General features: G+C 69.6%; 22 protein-coding genes. 9 read left to right on the top strand and 13 right to left on the bottom strand.

Annotation, left to right across the window (positions count from 1 at the left end; translation table 11 throughout):
* Positions 1–101: 101 nt before the first annotated feature.
* Positions 102–461 (top strand): winged helix-turn-helix domain-containing protein, encoded by a 360-nt coding sequence (locus ACIQGV_RS12350; RefSeq protein WP_402493615.1) that lies wholly within the window; start codon positions 102–104, stop codon positions 459–461.
* Positions 462–586: 125 nt separating this feature from the next.
* On the opposite strand, the gene ACIQGV_RS12345 is transcribed toward ACIQGV_RS12350, so the two are convergent.
* A complete protein-coding gene (locus ACIQGV_RS12345) occupies positions 587–1,801 on the bottom strand; it encodes a multiprotein-bridging factor 1 family protein (protein ID WP_402493613.1) in 1,215 nt (404 codons plus the stop codon).
* Positions 1,802–2,546: 745 nt separating this feature from the next.
* Here ACIQGV_RS12345 and ACIQGV_RS12340 point away from each other — a divergent pair.
* Complete coding sequence (locus ACIQGV_RS12340) at positions 2,547–2,711, top strand: hypothetical protein (RefSeq protein WP_402493611.1); 165 nt, start codon at positions 2,547–2,549, stop codon at positions 2,709–2,711.
* 347 nt (positions 2,712–3,058) lie between these two features.
* Here ACIQGV_RS12340 and ACIQGV_RS12335 read toward each other — a convergent pair whose 3' ends face one another.
* From ACIQGV_RS12335 to ACIQGV_RS12325, 3 genes are read right to left on the bottom strand one after another with little or no spacing between them, the layout of a single operon-like run.
* Complete coding sequence (locus ACIQGV_RS12335; protein ID WP_402493609.1) at positions 3,059–3,502, bottom strand: DUF6941 family protein; 444 nt, start codon at positions 3,500–3,502, stop codon at positions 3,059–3,061.
* Positions 3,499–3,966: a hypothetical protein gene (locus ACIQGV_RS12330; RefSeq protein ID WP_402493607.1), complete on the bottom strand. Its 468-nt coding sequence runs from the start codon at positions 3,964–3,966 to the stop codon at positions 3,499–3,501. The genes ACIQGV_RS12335 and ACIQGV_RS12330 overlap by 4 nt, the downstream gene beginning before the upstream one ends.
* Positions 3,951–4,355 carry a hypothetical protein gene (locus ACIQGV_RS12325; protein ID WP_402493606.1) on the bottom strand — a complete coding sequence of 135 codons (405 nt, stop codon included), beginning with the start codon at positions 4,353–4,355 and terminating at the stop codon, positions 3,951–3,953. The genes ACIQGV_RS12330 and ACIQGV_RS12325 overlap by 16 nt, the downstream gene beginning before the upstream one ends.
* 401 nt (positions 4,356–4,756) lie before the next feature.
* On the opposite strand from ACIQGV_RS12325, the gene ACIQGV_RS12320 reads away from it, so the two are divergent.
* Positions 4,757–5,977, top strand: a complete 1,221-nt coding sequence (locus ACIQGV_RS12320; RefSeq protein ID WP_402493605.1) for a pyridoxal phosphate-dependent aminotransferase — start codon at positions 4,757–4,759, stop codon at positions 5,975–5,977.
* A gap of 211 nt (positions 5,978–6,188) precedes the next feature.
* On the opposite strand, the gene ACIQGV_RS12315 is transcribed toward ACIQGV_RS12320, so the two are convergent.
* Both ACIQGV_RS12315 and clpB read right to left on the bottom strand, forming a co-directional pair.
* Entirely contained in the window at positions 6,189–6,734 is a 546-nt protein-coding gene (locus tag ACIQGV_RS12315) for a YbjN domain-containing protein (RefSeq protein ID WP_402493603.1), read from the bottom strand.
* 158 nt (positions 6,735–6,892) lie between these two features.
* Positions 6,893–9,490: an ATP-dependent chaperone ClpB gene (gene clpB / locus ACIQGV_RS12310; protein WP_402493601.1), complete on the bottom strand. Its 2,598-nt coding sequence runs from the start codon at positions 9,488–9,490 to the stop codon at positions 6,893–6,895.
* 132 nt (positions 9,491–9,622) lie between these two features.
* Between clpB and ACIQGV_RS12305 the strand changes: the two genes are divergently transcribed.
* Complete coding sequence (locus ACIQGV_RS12305; protein WP_402493599.1) at positions 9,623–10,072, top strand: pyridoxamine 5'-phosphate oxidase family protein; 450 nt, start codon at positions 9,623–9,625, stop codon at positions 10,070–10,072.
* A gap of 135 nt (positions 10,073–10,207) precedes the next feature.
* Here ACIQGV_RS12305 and ACIQGV_RS12300 read toward each other — a convergent pair whose 3' ends face one another.
* Positions 10,208–10,546: a hypothetical protein gene (locus ACIQGV_RS12300; protein WP_402493597.1), complete on the bottom strand. Its 339-nt coding sequence runs from the start codon at positions 10,544–10,546 to the stop codon at positions 10,208–10,210.
* A 297-nt stretch (positions 10,547–10,843) separates the two neighbouring features.
* Between ACIQGV_RS12300 and ACIQGV_RS12295 the strand changes: the two genes are divergently transcribed.
* The 3 genes from ACIQGV_RS12295 to ACIQGV_RS12285 are packed head-to-tail and all read left to right on the top strand — an operon-like array spanning position 10,844 to position 13,889.
* Complete coding sequence (locus tag ACIQGV_RS12295; protein WP_402493595.1) at positions 10,844–11,854, top strand: helix-turn-helix transcriptional regulator; 1,011 nt, start codon at positions 10,844–10,846, stop codon at positions 11,852–11,854.
* A gap of 59 nt (positions 11,855–11,913) precedes the next feature.
* Positions 11,914–12,900, top strand: coding sequence for a helix-turn-helix transcriptional regulator (locus ACIQGV_RS12290; protein ID WP_402493594.1), 987 nt, complete (start codon positions 11,914–11,916; stop codon positions 12,898–12,900).
* Positions 12,897–13,889 carry a LuxR C-terminal-related transcriptional regulator gene (locus ACIQGV_RS12285; RefSeq protein ID WP_402493592.1) on the top strand — a complete coding sequence of 331 codons (993 nt, stop codon included), beginning with the start codon at positions 12,897–12,899 and terminating at the stop codon, positions 13,887–13,889. Before ACIQGV_RS12290 ends, ACIQGV_RS12285 begins: the two co-directional genes overlap by 4 nt.
* Here the strand turns inward: ACIQGV_RS12285 and ACIQGV_RS12280 are convergent.
* Entirely contained in the window at positions 13,852–14,892 is a 1,041-nt protein-coding gene (locus tag ACIQGV_RS12280) for a LuxR C-terminal-related transcriptional regulator (protein ID WP_402493590.1), read from the bottom strand. The genes ACIQGV_RS12285 and ACIQGV_RS12280 overlap by 38 nt on opposite strands.
* Before the next feature lie 303 nt (positions 14,893–15,195).
* The gene (locus tag ACIQGV_RS12275; RefSeq protein WP_402493588.1) at positions 15,196–16,302 is read right to left on the bottom strand and encodes a sugar ABC transporter substrate-binding protein; all 1,107 of its coding nucleotides are present in this window, start codon (positions 16,300–16,302) and stop codon (positions 15,196–15,198) included.
* Between the two features lie 253 nt (positions 16,303–16,555).
* Here ACIQGV_RS12275 and ACIQGV_RS12270 point away from each other — a divergent pair, with 253 nt between their 5' ends.
* Both ACIQGV_RS12270 and ACIQGV_RS12265 read left to right on the top strand, forming a co-directional pair.
* Complete coding sequence (locus tag ACIQGV_RS12270; protein ID WP_402493587.1) at positions 16,556–18,601, top strand: PA14 domain-containing protein; 2,046 nt, start codon at positions 16,556–16,558, stop codon at positions 18,599–18,601.
* Between the two features lie 369 nt (positions 18,602–18,970).
* Entirely contained in the window at positions 18,971–20,257 is a 1,287-nt protein-coding gene (locus ACIQGV_RS12265; RefSeq protein WP_402493585.1) for a hypothetical protein, read from the top strand.
* A gap of 119 nt (positions 20,258–20,376) precedes the next feature.
* Here the strand turns inward: ACIQGV_RS12265 and ACIQGV_RS12260 are convergent, their stop codons facing one another.
* Genes ACIQGV_RS12260 through dnaK form a run of 4 tightly spaced genes read right to left on the bottom strand, consistent with a single transcriptional unit; the run spans position 20,377 to position 24,544 of the window.
* Positions 20,377–20,844 (bottom strand): heat shock protein transcriptional repressor HspR, encoded by a 468-nt coding sequence (locus ACIQGV_RS12260; protein ID WP_402493583.1) that lies wholly within the window; start codon positions 20,842–20,844, stop codon positions 20,377–20,379.
* Between the two features lie 5 nt (positions 20,845–20,849).
* Positions 20,850–22,022, bottom strand: coding sequence for a molecular chaperone DnaJ (gene dnaJ, locus ACIQGV_RS12255; protein ID WP_402493581.1), 1,173 nt, complete (start codon positions 22,020–22,022; stop codon positions 20,850–20,852).
* A 33-nt stretch (positions 22,023–22,055) separates the two neighbouring features.
* On the bottom strand, positions 22,056–22,706 hold the full coding sequence (gene grpE / locus ACIQGV_RS12250; protein ID WP_402493579.1) for a nucleotide exchange factor GrpE: 651 nt from the start codon (positions 22,704–22,706) through the stop codon (positions 22,056–22,058).
* Positions 22,703–24,544, bottom strand: a complete 1,842-nt coding sequence (dnaK, locus tag ACIQGV_RS12245; protein WP_402493577.1) for a molecular chaperone DnaK — start codon at positions 24,542–24,544, stop codon at positions 22,703–22,705. Before dnaK ends, grpE begins: the two co-directional genes overlap by 4 nt.
* Between the last annotated feature and the right edge of the window lie 497 nt (positions 24,545–25,041).

The raw sequence follows: 25,041 nt of genomic DNA, 5'->3' as shown, positions 1-25,041 counted from the left end.
TACCTGTCTAACTTCTCTTGTGTTACCTAGATTAGACCTCGTAAGCGTCTGCGCAAGACTCAGGGGCAGATTTCTTTAGGTCACTTAGGTAACCTGGGGACGTGACCGTGAGCCAGGACGATCCCCGCAGCGCGTATGAGCAGGTAGCCGACGACCTTCGCAGGAAGATCGCTTCGGGCATGCTCAAGCCTGGGCAGAGGCTCGATGGAAACGCCAAGATGGCGGAGCACTACGGCGTTGCCGCAATGACCATCCGCCATGCGCTCGACATTCTTCGTGGCGAGCGGCTGATCGTCAGCCAGCAAGGGCGCGGAACGTTCGTGGCTAGCGACCCGGTCACCACCGACTCAGCCGAGGCGGACAGCACCATGGCAGACGAGCTGAGCGAGATCAGGGCCGCCCTTGAGTTGATCAACTCGCGGCTCGATCGGCTCGAACACCAGGTTCGCGAACGTCCTTGATAGAGGAAGACAGCCGATCAATGCGCTGGGTGGCTTCGGCAAGCTTCCTCTTGATGTCGTGCAGCTCAACTAATAACCGCGCCCTGTCCGCGACCCTCACGACTATTTCCCCCTGTCAGTAGCGATCAGCCCAGCTTCATGCTCGTGGCGAGGCGCCTGATCTCCGCCGAATGCGCATGGCGATCCGACGACCGGAGGTCATCGACGAGGTTGCGAGCGATCGGCCTGTTCCGTACGTGCTGAGGAGCGATCACATCGGCCTTCAGGATCGCGTCCGCAGCGAGGGCGGGCTTTCCGTTCATCATCTGTCCGACTGCGGTGCAGACCCAGAAGTGCGACTGGCGCTCGCCCGACGCGATGCGCTCGATACCGACCAGTTCAGCCCGCGAGAGCACGTCACGAGGATGCCCCAGCTCTAGGCTCACCTCCACAGAGTGAATCTCCGTGTTGACTGCGTTGAACTGCGTCTGGAAGACGTTCCCGTTCTCAGCGACGCCGGCGGCGACCTGCCGAGCTTCAGCGAGGTGCGATTCCGCCTCCGAACGATCCCAGAGCCGGGACCACGCAACCGCCGCTCGAAGATGCATCGCGCCCCACAACGAGCGCACAGCTTGATCAGCCGTGGCCATGTGCGGTTCGAGGTCATCCAAGGCTTTGCGTGCCATGTCGCGCGCCGCGCCCAGCTCGCCCTCATGCAGCCATACGCCGCAGAGATCCCAGCGGGCCGCAGCACGCAGTACCGGCGAGTCTGCCCTTTCAGCAGCCACCAGCTCCCGCTGAACCGCACTCCACCCCAAGTCGTGGTGACCAAGCAGGTTGGAAGAGACCCGTGCCATATGGCTGGCCCGGAGCATGAGCCCTTCAGCGCGCGAAACGTCGTCACCCTCGACCGCATCACAAAGGACAGTCAGATCACGAAGGATCTGCGGGAGAACGTTCCCCAACGCCGTGAACTTGGCATCCTGCCTCAGCTTCTCGGCAGCCTCCACACGGGCCGTAAGGTCGAGAAGAGTCGGGAGATTGGCCGCCGAGATGAGAGCCGCCCCACCGGGCATCGTCGCCTGCTGGAGAGCAAGGCGCAGGCCGGGAATGGACGAGTGTCCGGAGTCGAGTTCTGCGGTCTCATGCCGGTACGGCTGTCCGGTCAGCTCTATGACCTCCACACCGAGAACCTCGGCGAGCTGACCGAGAACGCTCATACGATCCAGCGGCAAGCGCCCAGTTTCGATCTTGGACACCCAGCTCACGGAGCGGTCGACAGCAGCGGCCAGTTGCACCTGATCCCAGCCGAGGCGGCGCCGGGCCCTTGCGACACGCTGCCCCGTTGTCAGTTCCGTCATCATGGGTTCCCTTCGACACTACGACGGTACCCACGCAGATCTGTGGCGCTGTCAGTAAAAGTGACAGCGGACGCTCGAACAGCCGCCAGGCGAGCCAGAGTTACCGATTTCTCTACCTCATCAAGCCCCGGCTGCGCTCCGCTCCGCCGGGCGCGCTCCCGGCTCCGCCGCGGGCACCGCTCCTGCCTCCGGCCCGCTCCGCCCGCGCTGCGCCGACGCGCGCCCTGGTGAGGGATGGCCGGCGGCATGAGGCCAGAACACGTCGTGGCTGGGGCGGTCGGCTCCACGACTTTAGCCAGCCACTTTGGCGCGAGCCTCGAAGATCATGGCCCCAACGTCGTGCCTTAGCGGGCAGGTCCACAGACTGCCCGACGCGCCGGAAGCTTACGGGGCCATGATCACTCGCGCCAAAGCAGCTCCCGGCCAAAGTCGCTCCGCCGACCGCGCACTTCGACTCACGCTCTGCTTGAGGACTGAGCCCGAGAACCCCTAGATGTTGTGGCCTTCCGCCTCATGCGACACAACCTGTGGGGCACTCACGAGAACGGCGGATTGTCAGTCACAGGGTGTAGCGTTTCTCCCGAGCACGAAAGACCCCGGCTCGGAGGGACCGAGTTGCGGTCGACCTATGCCCGGAGCCGGGGTCTATGCGTTGGCGCGCATTTGCACCCTACATCGAGCACTTCCCCGCCGACAGGCAGGGGCTCGCCGAGCATGGATCCAGCTCGGAATCGAGGTGTTACGCATGTATACCTACGTGATCAACAGGGGATCCGAGTTCGACGAGCGAACCGTCAAGGCCGCCCACGTCGTAACGGAGGGCCAGTTCGTCGACTTCCACGACGGAAGTGGGCTTGTCCTCCGCCTGCGAGCCGCGGACGTCCACTCCGTCGAGCGCGAAACGAGCTGATCCCTCCGGGGCGTCGCTTCGGCGGCGCCCCGGCCCCGTGCCCCGTCCGTGCCCGATCGAACGGGAACTCACGGGGAACACCGGGCAGTCACATTGCCGAACATGAGAATGGCCCCTGACCAAACACCCAGGTCAGAGGCCATTCTCATTGCTCACCACGCGGAGGCGGTGGGATTTGAACCCACGGTGACATCGCTGCCACGACGGTTTTCCAAACTAGTGTTCAAAGCCCCAGGCAGCGGTGCTTGACAGGGTCATTGAAACTCCAGCCTAAAGCCGTTCCACCGACCTCGTACGGACAGAGCCTCCACGATCGGTTGAAGGAGGCCCTGTTTGCAACGTGGAGCTCAACGTAGCTGGACAGTCACTCCAGGCAGTTCCGCCTTGGTGACCAGGAACGACAAAGCGGCGATCTCAGAGTTGTCGACGTGTACCTGCACCTGGTGCTCCCCTTGCTTGGTCAACGGAACACCTCGAAGAGGCACGACGATGGGCAGCTGCGGCAGAGGCTGATTCATGCTTGTTGGAGTGTCCTCGACATCGACATGCGGCGATTCCCACCCCATTTCCAGCTTGCCCGCTTGTGTTCCGTCCTCGTGCTTCACAGTGACGGTGAGAGAGTGTCGGCCGGCGAGGTCGTCCCAGCGTTCAGCGCGGAGCAGTAGAGCAAGGTCCAGGTCGGGCGCGCCAGGCAGGATCAAGGAACACTGGGTTACACCAGCTCCCAGGATGTGTAGCAGCCCCTCCCTGACCGTAGCTCGGTCGCATAGAGCTGCCATGCTGATCTTCATGTCGTGTCGCCTGCTTCCAATGCCGTCGCCGCATCACGCAGAGATACGGAGTTAGGCGCCGTGGTGCTAGACGGTGCTGTCATGCCCACGCTGGCAGCGGCCACGGCGGCGCCAGCCAGGATGGGAGCCATCACCTTGATCCGTACCCAGCTGGCACCGGAGGAGGTGGATTGGCGGCGCTCGGAGAGCGCTGCCGTGGCGGGGCGCGCGACTGGCGTCGGGATGTCATCGGTCATTGCGGTCCAGTCGACGTCCAGGTATGCCACTCCATGCGCGATCTTCCTGACGACGGCTGGGACCGCGACCTCGTCCTCCGACTCGAACGCTGTAACAGCGTCGCCTACCGCCAGGTAGCCATCCGCATCCGCGAGGTACGCGGGCACGCGCCCCTCTTCGTCGCGCGCGTTGAGGTCGATTTCGATGCGCACGCGGGGGCGAGTGGAGGTTTCTAGTGCCTGGCCCATGCCGGGTTCCTCCTGATTCCGGATGCCAAAACGGCTTCCAACCTCTTAACGTCCAATTCGCGCAGTTCGTTGCCCAGGATCACGTCATGATGATGCAGTGGAGGCTCTGAGCGTTCCACTCGGAACCCCTCCTCCTCAAGACGTCGCTGGGTCGTGACCGCAACTTTCCGGCCCTGCGCTGGTGCGGTCTCGCAGATGACTGTGATCAGGTCGTCGATGCTCGTGTGTTCGTCCGGGCGGACGATAGCGAACGTCGAGATCGCATAGATGGGGGGCTTGCCTTCCAGACGAAGGCGCTCGTGATCCCGCTCTGCCTTCTCCTTGATCTTTTCGGCACTGAACGGTGAAAACCGCACGACCATCAGATCCCCCACCAGAACCTCTGTCACGCATACAAGCTACCGGAGCGTGACACGCGGCAGGGGTACACCGTTCGGGCTCGATCTTGTTGCAGAAGTGCCGCGACACATGCGAGCTGACGTCACATCTAGCGCGTCTGCGTCATGCCCAGTACAGCAACCACGCTGACCGGAGACAACCCATACGAACCGCCAACGTCCCCGTGAGCAGGGCACATGACCTCAGCAACCACCCCGCCCATAGTTCACATCGAGGGGCGCACCGCGACACCCCCGCTCGGGCCGTCCCTGGGCCGTCCGAGGGTGGCCGACGGCGACAGACGACGACAGTCGACGACGGCTCTGCGCCTGGTCAGAGATGGCCCATAGGGCACTCCCCCAGGCCCGAATCAGCGAACGATAGTTGAGGAACTCCAGAGCTTCGGCGCAGGATGACCGGCATGACCTCCACCGCGCGTCCTCTCCTCAACCGCCGGCTCGCCGAGTTCGGGACGACGATCTTCGCCGAGATGTCGGCGCTGGCCCTGCGCACCGGGTCGATCAACCTGGGCCAGGGCTTCCCCGACACGGACGGCCCCGAGGAGATCCGGGAGGCGGCCGTGCGCGCCCTGCGCGACGGGCGCGGCAACCAGTACCCGCCCGGCCCCGGCGTCCCCGAGCTGCGCGCCGCGATCCACGCGCACCAGCTGCGCCGGTACGGGCTGACGTACGACCCCGACACGGAGGTGCTGGTCACGGCCGGCGCCACCGAGGCGATCGCGGCGGCCCTGCTGGCGCTCGTCGAGCCGGGCGACGAGGTCGTCGCGCTGGAGCCGTACTACGACTCCTACGCCGCCTGCATCGCCATGGCCGGCGGCACGCGCGTGCCCGTCACGCTGCGGCCGCAGGAGGCCCGTGGCGGAGCCGGTGGCACGAGCAGTTTCCGGCTGGACCTGGACGAGCTGCGCGCGGCCGTCACCGACCGCACCCGGCTGCTGCTGGTCAACACCCCGCACAACCCGACCGGCACGGTCCTCACCCGCGAGGAGCTGACCGCGATCGCCGAGCTGGCGGTGGAACGGGACCTGCTGGTGATCACGGACGAGGTGTACGAGCACCTGGTCTTCGACGACGCCGAGCACGTGCCGCTGGCCACGTTCCCCGGGATGCGGGAGCGCACGGTGACGATCGGGTCGGCGGGCAAGACCTTCTCCTTCACCGGCTGGAAGGTCGGCTGGGTCACGGCCGCGCCCGCGCTGGTGTCGGCGGTCCGCTCGGCGAAGCAGTTCCTGACGTACGTCTCCGCCGGCCCCTTCCAGTACGCGGTCGCCGAGGCGCTCGCGCTGCCCGACGGCTACTTCACCGCGTTCCGCGAGGACATGCGGGCCAAGCGGGATCTGCTGGCGGCGGGACTGGCCGAGGCGGGGTTCGAGGTGTTCCGCACCGCCGGCACGTACTTCCTCACCACCGACATCCGCCCCCTGGGCGAGTCCGACGGCTTCGCCTTCTGCCGCTCCCTGCCGGAACGCGCGGGCGTGGTGGCGATCCCGAACGCCGTCTTCTACGACCACCGCGAGGCGGGCGCCCCCTTCGTGCGGTTCGCCTTCTGCAAGCGGCGGTCCGTGCTGGAGGAGGCGGTGGGGCGGCTGAAGGGCCTCGCGGACGGGAGATGACACGGGCGGGCGGAGAAGCCGCCCCCGGGCCGCGGACGGGCGCCGCGCTCCTGCGCCGCGGCCGTGCCCGCCCCGCGCGGGCCCGTACGGCACAGAGCCCGGCCGGTGCGCGCCACCGTGGTGGTCCGCGCCCTGGCCGGGCTCTCCTCCGTGGAACGGGCGGGTCCGGCCGTGGTCGCCGGAACGCCGCCGTGACGGGGCAGCGGGGGGCCTACTCGCCCGCCTCGCCGTCCTCCGGCTTCTCGGCGTCGTCGACGCCGTCGACCTCCTTCTCCAGGCCGAGCTGCTCCGCGAGCCAGCGCTCGAACTCGATGGCCGCGCGCACCCAGCTCACGGTCGACGACACGAAGTGCTCCAGGCTCACGCCCGTGCCGATCAGCATCTGCGCCTCGCCGATCAGACGGACGGTGCCGTCGTCGTGCGTGTGCGTGTACACCTTCGGCCACAGGGTGCGCCGGTTCCAGTCGTCGATCGACTCCAGCAGCTGCGGCTTCTCGTCGATCTGGTGCGGACGGTCGTAGAAGGTCCGCACCGAGAAGACCTGCTGTTCCGCTTCACCGCGGAACATGAAGTACGTACGGAACTCCTCCCACGGCGCCGCGAGGTCGCCCTCCTCGTCGACGACGTACTTCAGCTCCATCTGGTCCAGGAGCTGCTTCACAAGATCCTGATCCGGGACGACGGGGCCCGCCGGTCCTTGGGGCTGCGGCTGGTTCTGGCCCCCGAAGTTCGGAATCGAGGACGGGTCGATGGTCACCGTGAATTTCCCTTCGTACGGATTCCGTCATCCTCCCCCATCCGGGGCGGGGGGTGGCAACCCCCGACGGGCCGTGTAAGCCCTCGGCGGACATGATCCGGCCGATCGCAGCACAGCGCGGCCCGTCCCCGCGGCGGGGGCGGGCCGCGAGGGTCCCTTTACAACGTCTTCCCCGAAACCGGGCCCACCAGCAGGCCCTCGCCGAAGGTGTCCACCCGGACCGTGTCGCCGTCCTTGATCTCGCCCGCGAGGATCTCCTTGGCGAGGCGGTCCCCGATGGCCGTCTGGACCAGCCGGCGCAGGGGCCGGGCGCCGTAGGCCGGGTCGTTGCCCTCGTCCGCGAGCCAGGCCAGGGCCTGCGGCGTGACCTCCAGGGTGAGGCGGCGCTCGGCGAGACGGCGGGCCAGGCGGTCGATCTGGAGCTGCGCGATCCGGCCCAGCTCGTCCTTGTCCAGCGCGGAGAAGACCACCAGGTCGTCCAGCCGGTTGAGGAACTCCGGCTTGAAGGACGCCCGGACCACTTCCAGGACCTGCTGCTTCTTCTCCTCCTCGGTGCTGAGCGGCTCGACCAGGAACTGGCTGCCCAGGTTGGAGGTCAGGATCAGGATGGTGTTGCGGAAGTCGACCGTGCGGCCCTGGCCGTCGGTGAGCCGGCCGTCGTCGAGGACCTGGAGCAGGATGTCGAAGACCTCCGGGTGGGCCTTCTCCACCTCGTCCAGCAGGACGACGGAGTACGGGCGGCGGCGGACGGCCTCGGTGAGCTGGCCGCCCTCCTCGTAGCCGACGTAGCCGGGGGGCGCGCCGACCAGCCGGGCCACGCTGTGCTTCTCGCCGTACTCCGACATGTCGATGCGGATCATGGCCCGCTCGTCGTCGAAGAGGAAGTCCGCGAGCGCCTTCGCCAGCTCGGTCTTGCCCACACCGGTCGGGCCGAGGAAGAGGAAGGAGCCGGTGGGCCGGTCCGGGTCGGCGATGCCGGCCCTGCTGCGGCGCACCGCGTCGGACACCGCGCCCACGGCCTCCGACTGACCGATGAGCCGCCTGCCCAGCTCCTCCTCCATCCGCAGCAGCTTCTGCGTCTCGCCCTCCAGCAGCCGCCCGGCCGGGATGCCGGTCCAGGAGGCGACGACGTCGGCGATGTCGTCCGAGCCGACCTCCTCCTTGACCATGGTGTCCTTCGCGGCCTCCTCCTCGGCCTGCGAGGCGGCCTCCAGGTCGCGCTCGACCGCCGGGATCTCGCCGTACAGCAGCTTGCTGGCGGAGTCGAAGTCGCCGTCGCGCTGGGCCCGTTCGGCCTGGCCGCGCAGTTCGTCGAGCCTCTCCTTCAGCGCGCCGACCCGGTTGAGGGACTGCTTCTCCTTCTCCCAGCGGGCGGTGAGGCCGCGCAGCTCCTCCTCCTTGTCGGCGAGGTCGCGGCGCAGCTTCTCCAGCCGTTCCTTGGACGCCTGGTCGGTCTCCTTGTCCAGGGCCAGCTCCTCCATCCTCAGCCGGTCGACGGCACGCTGGAGTTCGTCGATCTCGACGGGCGAGGAGTCGATCTCCATGCGCAGCCGGGAGGCGGCCTCGTCGACGAGGTCGATGGCCTTGTCGGGGAGGAAGCGGGAGGTGATGTACCGGTCGGAGAGGGTGGCCGCGGCGACCAGGGCCGCGTCCGCGATCTGCACCTTGTGGTGGGCCTCGTAGCGGCCCTTGAGCCCGCGCAGGATCGCGATGGTGTCCTCGACGCTCGGCTCGGCGACCAGCACCTGCTGGAAGCGGCGCTCCAGGGCGGGGTCCTTCTCGATGCGCTCGCGGTACTCGTCGAGGGTGGTGGCGCCGACCATGCGCAGCTCACCGCGGGCGAGCATGGGCTTGAGCATGTTGCCGGCGTCCATGGCGGAGTCGCCGCCCGCGCCCGCGCCGACGACGGTGTGCAGCTCGTCGATGAAGGTGATGATCTGCCCGTCCGAGTCCTTGATCTCGGCCAGGACCGTCTTCAGCCGCTCCTCGAACTCGCCGCGGTACTTGGCGCCCGCGACCATCGCGCCGAGGTCGAGCGCGACGAGCCGCTTGTCGCGCAGGGACTCGGGCACGTCGCCCTTGACGATCCGCTGGGCGAGCCCCTCCACGACGGCGGTCTTGCCGACGCCGGGCTCACCGATGAGGACGGGGTTGTTCTTGGTGCGCCGGGACAGCACCTGCACGACCCGCCGGATCTCCTGGTCCCGCCCGATGACCGGATCCAGCTTGCCCTCGCGCGCGGCCGCGGTGAAGTCGGTGCCGAACTTCTCCAGCGCCTTGTACTGGCCCTCGGGGTCGGCGGTGGTCACCCGGCGTCCGCCGCGGGCCTTCTGGAAGGCGTCCAGCAGCTTCCTGGGGGTGGCCCCCTGCTGCGCGAGCACCTCCGCGGCGGCGCCGCCCTTGGCCGCGACGCCGATCAGCAGATGCTCGGTGGAGAGGTACTCGTCGCCGAGGTCCTTGGCCCGGGTCTGCGCGTCGGCGATGACCGCGAGCAGCTCACGGTTGGGCTGCGGGGGCGCGACCGTGGACCCGGTCACGCTGGGCAGCGAGGCGAGGACCTTCTCCGCGCCGGTCCGCACGGCCGCCTGGTCGGCGTCGACGGCGACCAGCAGGTCGACGATGTTCTCGTTGTCCTGCCCCTGGAGCAGCGCCAGGAGCAGATGGACAGGGGTGAGGTCCGGATTGCCCTCGGTGACGGCGCGGTTGCTCGCCGCGTTGATCGCGTCCCGGCTCCGGTTGGTCAGCTCGGCGTCCACGTTCGCGTTCTCCTCCTGTGCGTCAGCCGTCGGCCCGGCCCTTTCCCATTGCTGACTCTTCCAGCGTACACAAAGTTGAGTCTATTCCGCTCAATGCGGTGCCGGGCGGGGAATCCCGGCTAGGTTCCGGACATGAGGACGAGCGAGACCGAGCCGAGGACCCCGCCCCGTGGTACGTACGCCGTGGACCCCGGCGTTCCCGATCCGGCGTATCTGGCGTTCTGGCGTGAACGGCACCTGTGCACCCTGACGACCCTGCGCCCGGACGGCAGTCCGCACGTCGTGCCGGTCGGGGTGACCTACGACCCCGAGGCCGGCCTGGCGCGGGTGATCACCAGCGGCTCCAGCAGCAAGGCGCGGCATGTGCTGGCCGCGGGCGAGGCGGGGGCGCGGGTGGCGGTGTGCCAGGTGGACGGGCGGCGCTGGGCCACGCTGGAGGGCCGGGCCTTCGTCCGCAGCGACCCGGACCGGGTGTCCGAGGCGGTCCGCCGCTACACCGAGCGTTACGAGCGCACACCCGCGCCGAACCCCTCCCGCGTGGTGATCGAGATCGAGCTGACGCGGGCGCTGGGACGGGGCTGATTCCGGCCAGACGGGAATCCGGGCGATGTCATGAGATGTCCCCCGAAACTGCAGCGGCGTCACCGTGTTCAGGTCACGGTGACGCCGCTGCGGGGGGAAGCGCCTGAGGCGATCTGTTACGACGGGGGAATCGCGTCAGGCACTGCGGGGGGTGGCCGAGATGGTCCGTGGGCCGGGGGTGGCCTCGGTGTCCGTCTGCCGGTGGTCTCGCTGGTCCAGATTCACAAAGATCATTCCGTACCGGATGGCACAGCGCACGGGCTGCGGCGCCCCGCGGGGCCGGCGCAGACACCGGTACGCCCGGACGTCGCCGTCCTCGTCGCGGGTGACGACGACGGGTTCGCCGAACACAGTCACCATCAGGGAGTCACCGTTGTGGGGGAGAGCGGTGACCAGATCGATGAAGTGCCAGCCGGAGCGGTAGGCCGTGGCCATCTCGCGGCGGAAGGAGCGGTCGTCGGGAGGAGTGGTCATATCAGGACCACACACTGTCGTCAGTACTGACAGGAGCGTCTTCGCCGACCGTCTCCGGAATCGCCGCGGTAACCGCCCAGACACTGTCTGCTCGAGCGTCGCCCAACACCTCGGCGGAGCCACCCATCGCTCCGAAGGCCACAACGGTGGAGAAGGCGGCGACAAGAACCGAGCGAAGCATTCTCTTACGCATAGTCGGCTTCGTCCTCACTTGAAGGTCCCCTCTTCCCCCGTCGGATAAGACGATGGCTCATTCAGGCACGTCATGGCCACACAATCGGTGCATCATGTTCCTGCATGTTCAGGACCCTGGGGGGTGGAGATTTGGCAACGAATCGGACTAACGCGACACATCCCCACGCCTTGACCGAACTTTGCGAGGATGGCGGGCGTTTGTACGCCAACGCTCTGCGCACCGGCCGCATCGCCCGCACCGACGTGGAGGCGGCTCCCTGCCTCATGGAGTTCGCGCTGCTGCACCCCGATCCCGACGACGCCGAGTGGCTGCGCCCCGTCTCCCCCTCGGTGGCCCTGGCCCAGCGGCTGAACCCGATCGAGCACGAGATCAGCGAGCGCCGCCGGCTGTCCATCCACCTGGTCGACGTGTTCGAGCCCTTCATGACGCTCAGCGCGCAGGGCGCCGCACCCGAACACTCCATCACCGTCCTCGAAGGTCTCGACCGCATCAACACCGCGCTGGACCTGGCGACTTCCCAGTGTCGCAACGAGATGCTGACCGTCCAGCCGAGCGGACACCGGCCGGAACAGCGCCTGATCGAGGGGCTGGAGCGGGACAGGCCGCTCATCGAGCGCGGGGTGCGCATCCGGACCCTCTACCAGCACACCGCCAGGTACAGCCCGGAGAGACTGGCCTACATGGACCAGTTCGTGACCGGCAAGGTCGAGTACCGCACCATCGACGAGCTGGTCGAACGTCTCATCATCTGCGACGACGCCGTGGCCTTCATCCCCATCAGCGACGACCGCCAGGTCGCGCTGGAACTGCGCCACCCGGGCCTGGTCGGCTATCTGATCAAGGTCTTCGAGTTCATGTGGAACCGCGCCGTCCCGCTGAGCGCGGGGGCACCCTACGAAGCCGACCCGGACGGGATCACCGAGATCCAGCACTCCATAGCCAAACTGCTGGTGGAGGGGCATGTCGACGAGGCCATCGCCCGCCGGCTCGGCATGAACGTGCGCACCTGCCGGGCCCACATCGCCAAGCTGGCCACCGCCCTGGGCAGCGGGAGCCGCGCTCAACTCGGCTTCCTCATAGCCCAGTCGGGGATCCTGGAACGGGACGACTGAATGCCGGCCGCACGGCGCACACGAGGAGGCCGGGCCCGCACCCTCGAGGGAGCACACGCGTGAGCCCCGCGACGCACCCGAGCCACGGAGCCGACGAACTGTGCCCTCCGGGCACCCGGCTCTACGAACAGGCCCTGCGCGAAGGACAGGTGGGCCGCGCGGACACCGAGGCGGCGGCACCGTGCCTGCTGGACCACGGCCTGCTCCAGCCGGCCGTCACCGACCCCCACCGGCTCGAACCCGTCGCCCCCGCCCTGGCCCTGCACCGGATGCTGCACGCCTCCGCGCAGGCCGTCGCCGAACAGCGGAACAGGGAGACACGGCTGGCCGAGGCGTTCGAACCGCTGATGCGGCTCGGCGGGCACACCGGCGGCTCCCCCGCGGCGATCGGCATCCTCACCGGCATGACCCGCATCAACGAGGCCATCTCCCAGGCCATGGCCGAGGCGACCGGCGAGATGCTGTGCATACAGCCCGCCGTGGCCGGCATATCGCCCCAGCCACGGCTCGTCGCCCTCGTCCGCGACCAGGCCGTCCTCGACCGCGGACTGCGCATCCGCACGCTCTACCAGCACACCCAGCGGCATATGCCGCTCATCGCCGCCCGCTACGAACAGCTGCGCGGCGACGCCCAGGCCCGTACTCTCGACGAGATCCCGGACCGGCTCATCATCGTCGACCGCACGGTGGCCTTCATCCCGGCCAGCCCGGACCGCACCCTGGCCCTGGCGATCCGCATCCCCGCCCTCGTCGACCACCTGGCCACCGTCTTCGACCGCCTCTGGCGCCTGGCCACCCCCATGCACCCCGAGGCGGTCCGCCAGCCCACCCTCAACGGCATCACCCCCCGTCAGCGGGCCATCGCCGTCCTGCTCGTCGAGGGGCACACCGACGCCGTCATCGCCGGCCGGCTCGGCATGAACATCCGCACCGCCCGGATCCACATCGCCAAACTCGCCGCCACCCTCGGCAGCGACAGCCGCGCCCAGCTCGGCTACCTCATCGCACGCTCGGGCATCCTCGACCAGGAGGGAGCGCACCCGTGACCCCGGCGCCGCATCCGCAGCACGGCGTGGACGAGATGTGTCCCCCCGGCACCCGGCTCTACGAACAGGCCCTGCGCCTCGGGCACCTCAGCCGCACGGACGCCGAGAGAGCCGCGCCGTGCCTGCTGGACCACGGCCTGCTCCAGCCGGCCGTCACCGACCCCCACCGGCTCGAACCCGTCGCCCCCGCCCTGGCCCTGCACCGGATGCTGCGCGCCTCCGCGCAGGCCGTCGCCGAACAGCGGCGCCGCGAGGCCCGGCTGGCCGAGATGTTCGAGCCGCTGATGCGGCTGGACGGACGGCGCACGGCCCCTGCGGAGCTTCCGGCGGTGACGGTGCTCACCGGCACCGAGCGGATCAACCGGGCCATCACGGAGGCCATGACGGAGGCGACCGGCGAGGTCCTGTGCGTCCAGCCGAACAGCAACCACAACACCAGCCGCGGCGAACACGCGCAGGCCGTCGCGCTCGAACGCGACCAGGAACTCCTCGACCGCGGACTGCGTATCCGGACCCTCTACCAGCACACCCAGCGCCACATGCCGCTCGTCTCCGGCCGCTACGAGACGCTGCGCGGCGACGCGGAGGCCCGCACGCTGGACGAGGTGACCGACCGGCTCATCGTCGTCGACCGCACGGTCGCCTTCATCCCCGGCGACAAGGACGGCAGCCTCGCGCTGGAGGTGCGTGTCCCCGCCCTCGTCACCTATCTGGCGACCGCCTTCGACCGGTTGTGGCGTCTGGCGACCCCCATGTACCCGCAGGCCGTCCAGCAGCCCACCCTGGACGGCGTCACGCCCCGCCAGCGGGCCATCGCCGCACTGCTCGTCGAGGGGCACACCGACGCCGTCATCGCCGACCGGCTCGGCATGAACATCCGCACCGCCCGCGTCCACATCGCCAAACTCGCCGCCACCCTCGGCAGCGACAGCCGCGCCCAGCTCGGCTACCTCATCGCACGCTCGGGGATCCTTGATCGGGAAGGGTGAGCCCGGCCGGTGCCGTGCCGGGCACCGGGCCGTCCAGCCCGACCTGCGCTATCCGGACGCCCAGCTGCGTACGGCTCGCCGCCCCCAGAGTCTCCGACAGCCGGGCGATATGGGCCCGGCAGGTGCGCACGCTGATCCCCAGCCGCTCGGCGATGACCGCGTCCTGGTGGCCCTCGGCGAGCAGCACCGCGATGGACTGCTCACGGTGCGAGATGCCCTCGATGCCGGGCTCCGGGATCGCGGTGGTCAGCGGGATCGCCGCCCGCCACAGCCGCTCGAAGACCGTCGCCAGATACTCCACGAGCCCCGGGTGACGCAGTTCCAGCGCGACCGTCCGGTCGGTGTTGGCGGGGATGAAGGCGACCGTGCGGTCGAACAGGATCAGCCGGTCGATGACCTCGTCCAGGGTGCGCGCCTCGACCGCGTCGCCCATCAGCTCCAGATAGTGCAGCAGACCCTGGCCGTGCCGGGCGACATGGTTGTACAGGTCGCGCATCCGCACCCCGCGGGAACGCAGCGCCAGCGCCCGGTGCAGGCCCTCGGTCAGCTCGTGCTCGCGCCGGATGCCGCCGGGCTGCACGGTGAGCACCTCGGACGTGCACGCCTCGGTCGCCTCGTCCAGGGCCGCCGTGATCCGCGCGGGCCCGTCCAGCACCCGGATCGCCGCGCCCTCGCCGCCCACGGGGGGCTGTGAGCCGCCGCCCAGCGCCGCGTACCGCTCCACGGCGGCCACGGCCGCGCCCACCCGCCGCTGGCTCGCGCTGACCTCGTCGTACACACCGCGCAGCAGCCGGGTCATGACCTCCTGCGGCGCGGTCGGCACCAGCCATTCCATGTCGTCGGGGTCCGGGTGCAGCAGGGCCAGGTCGAGGAGGCACGCGGCCTGCTCGGCGTCGGCGCGGCTCACTCGGCCCCGTCGTACGGCCCGCGAGTACACCCGGTCCCCGAGCTCGCACAGCCGGTCGGCACCGTGTGGGTGCTCCTCCGTCCCGCGCCCGGCCATCGCCCATTCCACCCCCGACTCCCGCCTCTCGCAGCGCAACTATGCGCGGCCCGGACCGGCTCCCGCAACACGGCTCCGCCCACCATGAGGGCGGGAAACCGCTGCTATGCCCGGGTTACTCCCTGCCCCCGGAACATCCGCGTGCAACATGCTGAAAGCAGCGGGAGCCCGGCCGGAGCGTGCGAGCAGGGAAGGCGGGGCGCCCCGGGCGGCCGTCGTTCGACGGCCGCCGGACTTTCGTTCGACCGGGGAGAGGGACGGCGGGTGGCACACGTGGCCGGATCACACCGGTCCCGCGCGGAACTAGCCGAGGTTCGCCGAGGCGCAGTCGTCCTTGTACTCGTCCGTGCAGATGTCGGACACCTTGTAGATGCCGTCCGCGATGACCGTGTCGGTGATGTTCTCGCGGGTGAGGGCGATCACGCTCACGAGCTGTGCGGGGATGTCCTCGTGGGTGGGGCTGTCGACCTTGTCGCGGGTGAGGGCGTCGAACTGGATGTCACGGCCCTGGACACGCGCGACGGCCATCTCGGCGGCGGCCTCGGCCTCCGCCGGGTAGGACTTGTAGACGCTCATGTACTGCTCGCCGGCGACGATCCGCTGGACCGCGTCGAGCTCCGCGTCCTGGCCGGTGATGGGCGGCAGATCGGTGACGCCCGCGGCCTGGAGGGCCTTGATGATGCCGCCCGCCATGGCGTCGTTGGCCGAGTAGACGGCGACGATGTTGTCCGCGCCGACCGAGTTGATCGCCTCGGTCATGTTGGCCTGGGCGTTCTTCGGGTCCCAGTCCGCGGTGTCGTAGGACTTGGCGATCGTCACCTTGCCCTCCAGCTCCGACGTCGCGCCGTCCTTGAACTGGCCGGCGTTGGGGTCGGTGGGCGAGCCGTTCATCATGACGATCTTGTCGGAGGAGTCGACCTTGGGGCCCATCGCGTCCAGCAGGGTACGGCCCTGCACCTCGCCGACCAGCTCGTTGTCGAAGGAGATGTAGGCGTCGATCGGGCCCTCGGCCAGGCGGTCGTAGGCGATGACCGGGATGCCCGCGTCCTTGGCACGCTGCACGGCGCCCGCGATGGCCTTGGAGTCGACCGCGTCCAGCAGGATGACGTCGACGCTGTCGGCGACCATCTTCTCGAGCTGGCTCTCCTGCTTGTCCGCGTCCTGCTCGGCGTTGGCGTACACCACCTTGCCCTGCTTGCGGGTGAGAGCGGCGACCTTGTCCCGAATGATCGGGTAGTCGAACTTCTCGTACCGGGAGTTCTTCTTCTCCGGCAGGAGCAGGCCCACCTTGATGTCGTTGCCCTTCGTGGGGCTCGCGTCGCTGCTGTCGCCGGCCGCGTCGAGCACGCCGCAGCCTGCGAGCGAAAGGGTCAGCGTGGACGCGGCCACGGTCATGGCGATACGACGCATTCGGGGGCTCACTTCGGTGTGTTGCGGTCATATGGGCGCCACATCACGCCCAGGTGACTGGAAGCCAACGCGTCAGCGCCACTCACCGTCAAGACTTATCACTTAACGAGATGACAACATCGCTTTCTGTTCAGGGTGTGAAGACTCTGCGAAATCCCCGCACAACCAATGGGGCTCCTCGGAAGTCATGATCACGAAAAGTCCACGAGATCCACGGACCTCCGACTTCGCTGTACCGCTCTGAGGGGACCTCATGTACCGACCCAGACGCACCACAGCCGCCACCGCGACCGCGGTGGTGCTCGCCGCCGCGGGCGGCCTGCTCACCTCCGTCACCGTACCCGCCTCCGCCGCACCCGCCTCCTCCGCCGCCGCCGGCTGCGCCTCGCCGGTGTTCGAGCGGCAGTTCTTCGCCGGCACCACCTTCTCCGGCACCCCGGAGAAGACCGACTGCGACGACACGATCGCCGAGAACTGGGGCGCGGGGGCCCCGGCGTCCGGCCTGCCGTCGAACCGGTTCGGAGTCCGCTGGTCGGTGACCCGCGACTTCGGCTCCGGCGGCCCCTTCACCCTGACCGCCTCCGGGCAGGACGGCATACGCGTCTACCTCGACGGCGCGCTCCGGATCGACCTCTGGAAGAACACCTCGAAGACGGTCTCCCGGACCGTCGACGTCACCGTGCCCTCCGGGGAGCACAGCCTCCGCGTCGACTACGTCAACTGGTCCGGGCCCGCGGCCGTCCGGTTCGACTACACCCCGCGCACCTCCCCGGCGGCCGACCAGGTCGCCCCGCTCGCCCCCGCCGGTGTCGCCGCGTCGTACGACGGGACGGCCGGCCGCGCCTCGGTGACCTGGGCGCGGAACGGGGAGATGGACCTCGCCGGGTACCGCGTCTACCGCCGCGCCGCGGAGGGCGGCGACTTCCTGCCGGTCAGCGGTGCCGCCCTGCTGACGGAGACCTCCTTCACCCAGGACCTGCCGGCCACCGGAGCCGCGTACACCTATCAGGTGCGGGCCGTCGACCTGGCCGGCAACGAGTCGGCGGGCGGCACCGGGCCGACCGTCACCACCGCCGACCGCACCGCCCCCGCCCTCACGGCACCGACCGGCAGCCACGACAACTGGCTCGGGGTTCTTCTGGAGTGGACCGCGGGCGAGGAGGACCTGACGTACGACGTGTACCGGGCGTCCTCCCCCGACGGCGAGTTCACCCGCCTGGCCACGGTCCGCACCCCCGGCCACCGGGACGAGCAGGCGCCCTACGGCGAGACGTCGTACTACCGCGTCACCGCCACCGACGCCGCCGGGAACAGCACCACCTCCCCGGTGCTGGAGTTCACCCGGCCGCTCGCGGTGCCCTCCATGGACGGCACCCGGATCGCCGACGACGACAGCGGCGTCGAGGTCTCCTGGACCTCGCCCGCGGCCGGCCCCACGGCGTTCCGGGTCTACCGCTGGAACCGCTTCGACGAGAACGCCGTCCCCGAGCCGGTCGCCTGCGAGCCCCGCCGCACCGGCAGCCCGGCGGACCTCCGGCCCCGGTACGCGTGCACCGACACCACCGCCGAGACCGGCGTGACGTACTGGTACCGGGTCCACACCGTCGACGCCCAGGGCCGTGAGTCCGAGCCGTCGCAGCCGAGCAGCGTCACCCGCACCGACCGCGTGGCGCCTCCGGCCGTCACCGGCCTCGCGTACACGAGCACCGAGTACGGCACGGTCCTGAGCTGGGACGAGAGCCCCGTCGCGGACCTCGCCCGCTACGTGGTCCACCGCGCCCCCGCCGACGATCCCTTCGCCGCCCTCGAACGGATCGCGGAGGTCGCCCCCGGCACCACCGGCTGGGCCGACGTCCAGCCGGCCGACGACCAGTCCTGGATCTACTACGTCGACGCGGTGGACACCTCCGGCAACTCCGTCCACGCGACGGGCTCCCTGTCGGACGTCGCCCACGTCGAGGCCAACGAGTACCACCTCGGCCCGGCGTACAACCTCCCCTTCACCTACGACTGGGCCCTGTCCGCCGCCACGGACGACTCCTCACGGGCGCGGCTGGCGTGGACCTGCACCACCGGCGGCTGCCCGGCCACCGGCTTCCACGTCTACCGCTGGGACCGTGCCACGGAGGAGTGGGTCAGGCTGACTTCGCAGCCCCTGTCCGGCGACACCAGGGCCTACACGGACGCCGCCACCCCACGCGGCACCACCAGCCACTACACGATCACCGCGGTCGCCGCGGACGGCACGGAGACCGCCGCCCGCCACACCTCGGTCGCGACCGCCCCGATCCCGTCCTGACCTGTGGAATCAAAGGCTCCGGCGCTGTTGCGAAGCAGTGACGGACCGCCTATGGATCAAGGATGAAACAGCAGTGAAGATAGGTGCACCGCCGACCGCCGGGGGGACCCGGAGAACCGGGAACCGGCCGGAGGCGGGGCACCTCTCTTTCGTCTTCGTGCATTCACCGCTTTATGCGTTCATGTCTTCACCGCTTCATGCGTTCACCACTTCACGGCTTCATGCGTTCACCGCTTCACGGCTTCATGCGTTCACCGCTTCACGCGTTCACCGCTTCACGCGTTCACGTCTTCATGTGTTCACGCATTCGCGTTTCACGTCTTTCGTCTTCCGTCCGTCTCGTCCAGTGATTCCTGGGGGGAGTCCACCATGTCCGCTCGTCTCGCCGCCGCCCGCCGTATCCGTACCGTGGCCGCGGCCGCCCTGGTCGCCGCCGTCGCCGGTACCGCCTTCGTCCCGGCCGCCGCGACCGCCGCGGAAGGGACGGGCAAGCCGCTGACCATGACGCTGGGCGCCCCCGTACCCGACAGCACGGTCGAACGCGGCGGAGACACCCGGTCGATGACGCTGACGGTCACCAACTCATCGGACCGGGCACAGGACTTCCGGGCATGGCTGCCCGGCACGGCCGAGGGCCCGAGCCCGCTGCTGAAGGACTCGGTCGTCTTCGGCGTCACCGCGCTCGACGCGCCGGCCACCAAGTCCGCGACGGGCCGTCAGGACGGCCAGTGGCAGGGCCTGTTCTTCCCCGCCTCCGGCGACGCCTCCTCCGCCTTCTCCGTCCCGGCCCACGAGGAGTTCACCTGGAAGGTCACCTTCGGCCTGGGCGCGAGCTACCCCGGCAACGACGGAGACTTCACCCTGACCGCCCAGCCGCTGGGCGGCAACGTCACCGCCGACCCGGCCCGCAACACCGTGGTCCTCGACACCGAGCCGGCGATCGAGCCCGGCACCCTGGAGGTCCGGCTGGACCCGACCGCCGGGGTCGTCCTGCGCCCGGGCGAGCACGCCGCGATGGCGCTGTCCACCCTCGCCACCGGCCCCGGGGAGTTCCCCGCCGAGATCGACCGCACCCTGGTGATCGACGCCTCCGAGGACATGGACTTCGGCCTGAAGGCCGAGATCGGCGGCAGGACCGTGAAGCTCGCGGAGCCCGCCCCGAACCGCTTCGAACTGCCCGCCCTCCCCAAGGGCTTCGGCTCCGCCGCAGGCCGGGACGTGCTGAAGCTGGACCTCTCGCTGGACAAGGGCTCCGAGGTCGCGAAGGAGACCCGGGTGAGGCTCCACGCGCTGTACGAGATGGAGGAGGGGCAGCCGTTCGTCGACTCCCTCGCCGACGCCCGGATCCGCCCGGCACAGACCTCCACCGGGTCCCCGTCGCCCTCGGCGTCGCCGTCCACGCAGCCGTCGTCGCCGGCCCCGTCGGCCACCCCGGCCGAGTCCGCCTCCCCCGGCGCCACCGCGGCCCCGTCCGCCGCCACGACCACCGCCGCGGCCGGCACGACCGGCGGCACGTCGGGCGGTACGACCACCACCGGCGCCCTCGCCTCCACCGGTTCCGGCGCCGGCCTGTACGCCACCGTCGCGGGTGCCCTGCTCGCGCTCGGGTTCGCAGCGGCCGCGATCGGCAGGCGCCGTCGCGCCACGGCCGCCTGACGCCTGAAGCCTGACGCCTGACGCCACTCCACGCCGCTTCACGCCGCGGCACACGGAAGGGCCCGGAGGTCTGTGACCTCCGGGCCCTTCCGTGCGTTCGTCCCGCGTGCCGTCGTGGGTCAGTCGCCCGGCTGCTGCCGCTTCGGCCGCCACACCACCAGTGCGCTGGTCTGCTGCACCTCCTGGTACGGCACCAGGTCGCGCCGGTACGACGCGTGCACCGCGGCCTCGCGCTGCTGCATCGCCGCCGCGGCCCCGTCCAGGGCCGCCTGGAGCTCCGCGGCCCGGGCCTGGAGCGCCGCGACCTGGTTCTCCAGTTCGATGATGCGCTTGATGCCGGCCAGGTTGATGCCCTCGTCCTGCGACAACTGCTGCACCTGGCGGAGCAGTTCGATGTCACGGGCCGAGTAGCGGCGGCCCCGCCCGGCCGTGCGGTCCGGGGAGACCAGGCCGAGGCGGTCGTACTGACGCAGCGTCTGCGGGTGCAGGCCCGAGAGCTGGGCCGCCACCGAGATGACATAGACCGGGGTCTCGTCGGTCAGTTCGTACGAGAATCCCCCGCGCTGACGGGGACGACGACCGTCCATCTGACTCAGGCTCCCTTCGCGGCCTCGAACAGCTCCGCCCGCGGGTCCTCGCCCGCGGTCGCCTCGCGATACGCCTCCAGGGCGTCACGAGCCTTCTCCGACAGCCCCGCCGGAACACTCACCTCGACGGTGATCAGCAGATCGCCGCGGGTGCCGTCCGTGCGGACCGCTCCCTTGCCCCGCGCCCGCATGGTGCGGCCGTTGGGCGTGCCCGGGGGCAGCTTCAGCGTGACGGCGGGGCCGCCCAGGGTGGGCACCCTGACCTCGCCGCCGAGGGTCGCCTCGGTGAAGGTCACCGGCACGGTCACGGTCAGGTTGTCGCCCTTGCGGCCGAAGACCGGGTGCTCGCCGACATGGACGACGACATAGAGGTCGCCGGCCGGGCCGCCGCGCTCGCCGGGGGCGCCCTTGCCGCGCAGCCGGATCCGCTGGCCGTCGGAGACCCCGGCGGGGATGCGGACCTGCATGGTGCGGGAGGACTTGGCCCGGCCGCTGCCCTTGCAGACGTCGCAGGGGTCCTCCGCGATCAGACCGCGGCCCTTGCAGTCCGGGCAGGGGTCGGTGAGGGAGAAGCCGCCGCCCGAGCCCCGCGCGACCTGGCCGGTGCCGACGCAGGTCGGGCACACACGCGGTGTGCCGTTCTTGTCGCCGGTGCCGGAGCATGCCTTGCAGGGGGCCTGGGAGGACATCCGCAGCGGGACGGTCGCGCCCTCGATGGCCTCGGTGAAGCTCAGCGTGACCTCGGACTCGATGTCCTGGCCGCGCTTGGGCTGGGTGCGGGTGCCGGTGGCGCCGCCCCGGTTGAACAGGCCCCCGAGGACGTCGCCGAAACCGCCGCCGAAACCGCCGCCCGCGTTCTGGGCGTTGCCTCCGAAGAGGTCGCCCAGGTCGAAGTTGAACGAGCCTCCGCCCGCGCCCGGCCCCGGGCGGAAACCGCCGTTGCCGAACAGCGCGCGGGCGTCGTCGTACTCCTTGCGCTTCTTGGGGTCGCCGAGGACGTCGTTCGCCTCGGAGATCTCCTTGAAGCGTTCCTCGGCCTTGGCGTTGCCCTTGTTCGCGTCCGGGTGGAACTCCCGGGCGAGCTTGCGGTAGGCCTTCTTGATCTCGGCCTCGGTGGCGTCCTTGGGGACGCCGAGGACCTTGTAGTAGTCCTTCTCGATGAAGTCCTTGGTGCTCATCCCCGACGTCCCTCCTTCCCCTCGGTGTCTACGTCAGCCCTCCTCAGGGCCGTTGTCCTTGTCGTCGCCCGCCGTGTCCTCCTCGGACCCCTCGGCCTTGACCGTCTGCGCACCCGGCTGCGGCTCGGCGACGGCCACCCGCGCGGGGCGGATGGTGCGCTCGCCGATGCGATACCCCGGCTGGAGGATCGCGACGCAGGTCGTCTCGGTGACGTCCGGCGCGTAGGAGTGCATCAGGGCCTCGTGGATCGTCGGGTCGAAGGGCTCGCCCTCCTTGCCGAACTGCTGGAGACCCATCTTGGCGGCGACGGTCTCCAGCGACTCCGCGACGGACTTGAAGCCGCCGACCAGCTCGCCGTGCTCCCGCGCGCGCCCGATGTCGTCGAGCACGGGCAGGAGTTCGGTCAGGAGGTTCGCGATGGCGATCTCCTTGACCGCGATCCGGTCGCGCTCCACTCGGCGGCGGTAGTTCTGGTACTCGGCCTGGAGCCGCTGGAGGTCGGCCGTGCGCTCACCGAGCGCGGTGCGGACCTGGTCCAGCTGAGCCAGCAGACCGGCGTCTGCGGTTCCGTCCCCGGCCGGGGCCGCCCCCTCTTCGGGGGCGGCCTTCGGCTCGGCGTCGTCAGGGGTGGCGCCGGAGGGGACGTCGGGCTTCTCCTCGAAGCCCGGGGTCTCCTCCGTCACGCGGCACCGTCCTTGCGCTCGTCGTCGACGATCTCGGCGTCGACCACGTCGTCGTCGGCCCGGCCGGCGTCCTCGGTGGGGGCGCCGCCCGCGGCCTGGGCGGCCTGGGCGTCGGCGTACATGGCCTGGCCGAGCTTCTGCGAGACCGCCGCGACCTTCTCGGTGGCGGTGCGGATCTCGGCGGTGTCCTCGCCCTTGAGCGTCTCCTTCAGCTCGGCGACGGCACCCTCGACCTCGGTCTTGATCTCGCCGGGGACCTTGTCCTCGTTGTCCTTGAGGAACTTCTCGGTCTGGTAGACGAGCTGCTCGCCCTGGTTGCGGACCTCGGCGGCCTCGCGGCGGCGGTGGTCCTCGTCCGCGTACTGCTCGGCCTCCTGGCGCATCCGGTCGACCTCGTCCTTCGGCAGCGAGGAGCCGCCGGTGACGGTCATCTTCTGCTCCTTGCCCGTGCCCAGGTCCTTGGCGGTCACGTGCATGATGCCGTTGGCGTCGATGTCGAAGGACACCTCGATCTGCGGGACGCCGCGCGGCGCCGGGGGCAGACCGGTCAGCTCGAACATGCCGAGCTTCTTGTTGTAGGCCGCGATCTCGCGCTCACCCTGGTAGACCTGGATCTGCACGGACGGCTGGTTGTCCTCGGCCGTCGTGAAGATCTCGGACCGCTTGGTCGGGATCGTGGTGTTGCGCTCGATGAGCTTGGTCATGATGCCGCCCTTGGTCTCGATGCCGAGGGACAGCGGGGTCACGTCGAGGAGCAGGACGTCCTTGACCTCACCCTTGAGGACACCGGCCTGGAGCGAGGCGCCGATGGCGACGACCTCGTCCGGGTTCACACCCTTGTTGGCGTCCTTGCCGCCGGTCAGCTCCTTGACGAGCTCGGCGACGGCGGGCATACGGGTGGAGCCGCCGACCAGGACGACGTGGTCGATCTCGCTGAGGGAGATGCCGGCGTCCTTGATGACGTTGTGGAACGGCGTCTTGCAGCGCTCCAGCAGGTCCGCGGTCAGCTGCTGGAACTGGGCGCGGGTGAGCTTCTCGTCGAGGTGCAGGGGGCCCTCGGCGGAGGCGGTGATGTAGGGCAGGTTGATCGAGGTCTCGGTGGAGGAGGACAGCTCGATCTTGGCCTTCTCGGCAGCCTCGCGCAGGCGCTGGAGGGCCATCTTGTCCTTGGCGAGGTCCACGCCGTGGCCGGCCTTGAACTGCTGCACCAGGTAGTCGACGACGCGCTGGTCCCAGTCGTCACCACCGAGGTGGTTGTCGCCGTTGGTGGCCTTCACCTCGACGACGCCGTCGCCGATCTCCAGCAGCGAGACGTCGAAGGTGCCGCCACCGAGGTCGAAGACCAGGATGATCTGCTCGTCCTTGTCGAGGCCGTAGGCCAGCGCGGCGGCGGTCGGCTCGTTGACGATGCGCAGGACGTTCAGACCGGCGATCTCGCCGGCCTCCTTCGTCGCCTGGCGCTCGGAGTCGTTGAAGTAGGCCGGGACGGTGATGACCGCGTCGGTCACCTTCTCGCCCAGGTAGGACTCGGCGTCGCGCTTCAGCTTCTGCAGGATGAACGCGCTCATCTGCTGCGGGTTGAAGGTCTTCCCGTCGAGCTCGATCTTCCAGTCCGTGCCCATGTGGCGCTTCACGGAGCGGATGGTCCGGTCCACGTTGGTGACCGCCTGGCGCTTGGCGACCTCGCCGACGAGCACCTCGCCGTTCTTGGCGAAGGCGACGACGGACGGCGTGGTCCTGGCGCCCTCTGCGTTGGTGATGACGGTGGGCTCGCCGCCTTCAAGAACGCTGACGACGGAGTTAGTCGTGCCCAGGTCGATGCCGACCGCACGTGCCATGGTTGATTCCTCCAGCTGACTTGAGTGGAACGGACTCAAGTGTGCATGAGGCTCCGCTCCGGGTCAACAGACCTGAGTCGCACGGACTCAACTCTTATCCGTTCCTTACACGCAACCGGCCACTGACCTGCGACGACACCTCGCCCTGTGACGCACACGACGTCATCCCGGACAGCACGAGCGTCACTCCCGAGGCACCGGACACCCCCGGAGCCCAGCCGTCACGCAGCGGCGGACACCCGTCCGGCCGGCCGGTTCCACCCCCGCGCGCGGGGCCGCGGAAGCAGCGGCGGGAAACAGGGAGACGACGGCGGGAAGCGGGGCGACGGCGGCGGAGACGATCCCGTGGGGCACCGGACCAAATTAAGGCGGATGTCATGATTTGGTACGTACGACGCATCGAGTCGGCGTGCCGTCGCGGCGCGATCACTGAGGGCTGCCTCAGCGACGCAGATCACCGAGCGCCTGACTACAGTGCGGCCAGGGATACGGGTTAG

The organism is Streptomyces sp. NPDC093094 (genome assembly GCF_044754345.1).
In the GTDB taxonomy this organism is placed as follows: Bacteria; Actinomycetota; Actinomycetes; order Streptomycetales; family Streptomycetaceae; genus Streptomyces.
The sequence above is the reverse complement of the archived record's forward strand: the minus strand, read 5'-3'. Positions and strand labels throughout refer to the sequence as shown.